Genomic DNA, 2911 nt, shown 5'->3' with positions numbered 1-2911 from the left:
GGACATGGATGGGCAACAGGTAACGGTTGACAGTCTGCGCAGCACCCTGCCCTCCAGCCGCGATTCGGCCTGAGGGCAAGAAGACTAGAGAGGTAGGTCATGCACATCGTCGTTTGCATCAAGCAGGTTCCGGACAGCGCACAGATTCGCGTGCACCCGGTCACAAACACCATCATGCGCCAGGGCGTACCGGCCATCGTCAACCCATACGACCTGTACGCCCTGGAAGAGGCCTTGCGGCTCAAGGACCGCTACGGTGGCCGCGTGACGGCGCTGTGTATGGGTCCGTCACAGGCGGATGCGGCCTTGCGCAAGGCCCTGTCCTTCGGTGCCGACGAGGCAATTCTCGTCAGTGACCGTGCCTTCGCCGGCTCAGACACGCTGGCGACCAGTTTCGCCCTCGCCTCGGCGATCCGCCAGATTGACAAGGATATGCATGTGGACCTGGTGTTCGCCGGAAAGCAGACCATCGACGGCGACACCGCCCAGGTCGGCCCGGGCATTGCCAAGCGCCTGGACATGCAGTTGTTGACCTATGTCGAGAAGATCGAATCGCTTGATCTGGAAACACGGGAGATCGTGGTACAGCGACGTTCCGAAGGTGGCGTACAGGTACTCAAGACCGGTATTCCCGCCCTGGTCACCGTGCTTGAAGGCGTCAACGAGATGCGTTTCGCCACCATGCCGGACATGTTTCGCGCCGCGCGCTACCCGCTCAAGATCTGGGACAAGGATGCCGCCGGTATCGAAGACATCACCAGGGTCGGACTCAAGGGATCACCCACCATCGTCGCCAAGGTGTTCGCGCCACAGGCGAAGTCACAAAAGGCCGAGATGGTGGAAAACCAGAACGCCTCGCCAACCGATCTGGCGGCGACCCTGCTGGCGAAAATGTTCACCCGCTTTCCGCAGGTGGAAAAGGAGATCTTCAAGCGCGCCGGATGAGGTGATTCCGAGCCCCGAGGCGGTTTGTCCATGGCCCAACGCAGAGAGATACGCATATGAGTAACACGACGCCAGCCCCGCAAAAGAAGCCCGCCGCCTCGCGACGCCGCTTTGAACTGGACGAGCGCCTCAAGAGCTACAAGGGCGTTTTGGTGTTCATCGAACATGAGCGCGATACGGTCCATCCGGTGTCCTGGGAACTCCTGGGCGAGGGACGCAAGCTCGCCGACATGCTCGGCGTAGAGCTCGCCGGCGTGGTCATGGGCGCCCCCGGAGACACGACCCGCTCCTTCTGCCAGGAGGCGTTCCGCTACGGTGCCGACCTGTGCTACCTGGTCGAGGACCCGATCCTGAGCGACTACCGCAACGAACCCTATACGCGCGGACTGACCGAACTCGTGAACAAGTTCGAGCCGGAGATCCTGCTGCTGGGCGCTACCACCCTCGGGCGCGACCTGGCCGGTAGTGTTGCCACTACCCTCGCCACCGGGCTCACGGCAGACTGCACCGAACTGAATATCGATCCCGAGAACCGCAGCCTCGCTGCCACACGTCCGACCTTCGGTGGCAGCCTGCTGTGCACTATCCAGACGCTCAACTACCGGCCACAGATGGCAACCGTGCGCCCACGGGTGATGCAAATGCCGGAGCCCGAGGATGGGCGCAGCGGACGCATCGTCGAGCACCCGCTGGCAGTCGTGGAAACCGACATCATCACCAAGGTGCTGGAGTTTATTCCCGATGACAAAAGGGACGAGGCACAGCTCGCCTATGCAGACATCATTGTCTCCGGTGGTCGCGGTCTGAAACGGCCGGAGAATTTCCAGCTCATCTGGGACCTGGCCGAGGTACTGGGCGCCGAGGTTGGCGCCACGAGGCCAGTAGTGCAGGCCGGCTGGCTGACAACGGATCGGCAGGTGGGGCAAACCGGAAAAACCGTGCGTCCCAAGCTGTACATTGCCGCCGGAATCTCCGGCGCGATTCAGCACCGCGTCGGCATGGAGGCCTCGGACGTGATCGTCGCGATCAATGAAGATCCAAACGCACCGATCTTCGATTTTGCCACCTACGGCATCGTCGGCAACGCCATGCAGATTCTGCCGGCGCTGACGGAAGCATTCCGCACCCATCTGGCTACCGCAAAGAAAGCGGGCTAAGGAGGTCAGCATGAAAGAGAAGTTCGATGCAATCGTGGTGGGCGGCGGGCCATCGGGTAACGCCGCCGCGTATACCCTGGCCAAGGCCGGGCTGCAGGTACTGCAGCTCGAGCGCGGGGAATACCCCGGCTCCAAGAATGTCCAGGGCGCGATCCTCTATTCCGACGCCCTTGAGCGCATCCTGCCCGAATTCCGTGAGGATGCGCCACTGGAGCGTCACATCATAGAGCAGCAGGTGTGGGTGCTGGACGACGAATCCTACGTCGGCTCCACCTATCGTTCCGCCGATTTCAACAAGCCGCCGTACAACCGCTACACCATCATCCGCGCACAGTTCGACAAGTGGTTTTCCAAACAGGTGCAAAACGCCGGCGCGCTGGTCATCTGCGAGACCACGGTCACCGATCTGCACATGGACGGTGGCCGCGTGGTCGGCGTCAAGACCGACCGGGAAAACGGTTCCATCTACGCGGATGTCGTCATCCTCGCCGACGGGGTGAACTCGCTGCTGGCGAAGAAGGCGGGTTTCCATGGCGAGCTGAAGCCACGCGACGTTGCGCTGGCGGTGAAAGAAATCCACTTCCTTCCCGAGGAGACCATTCAAAGCCGCTTTACTGTGAAGGGCGATGAAGGCGTGGTCATCGAGATGGCGGGCAAGATCACCCAGGGCATGGTCGGCACCGGCTTCCTCTACACCAATCGCGAATCGCTCACCATCGGCGTCGGTTGTCTGCTGTCCGACTTCCGAACTGTGGGTATCTCTCCCTATGGCATGCTGGAGCAGATGAAGAAACATCCGGCCATCGCGC

At 61.6% G+C, this 2911-nt stretch carries 3 protein-coding genes; all 3 read left to right on the top strand.

The window, feature by feature from the left end; all coding sequences use genetic code 11:
• The first annotated feature begins 99 nt into the window (after positions 1-99).
• Positions 100-945, top strand: coding sequence for an electron transfer flavoprotein subunit beta/FixA family protein (locus P8X48_13130; protein MEJ2108245.1), 846 nt, complete (start codon positions 100-102; stop codon positions 943-945).
• A 56-nt stretch (positions 946-1001) separates the two neighbouring features.
• Positions 1002-2102, top strand: a complete 1101-nt coding sequence (locus P8X48_13125; GenBank protein ID MEJ2108244.1) for an electron transfer flavoprotein subunit alpha/FixB family protein — start codon at positions 1002-1004, stop codon at positions 2100-2102.
• A 10-nt stretch (positions 2103-2112) separates the two neighbouring features.
• Positions 2113-2911, top strand: a 799-nt coding sequence (locus tag P8X48_13120; GenBank protein ID MEJ2108243.1) for an FAD-dependent monooxygenase, incomplete at its 3' end; no start/stop codon positions are given.

This window comes from Acidiferrobacteraceae bacterium (assembly GCA_037388825.1).
Classification (GTDB): domain Bacteria; phylum Pseudomonadota; class Gammaproteobacteria; order Acidiferrobacterales; family JAJDNE01; genus JARRJV01.
This window is presented reverse-complemented; position numbering and strand designations above follow the sequence as displayed.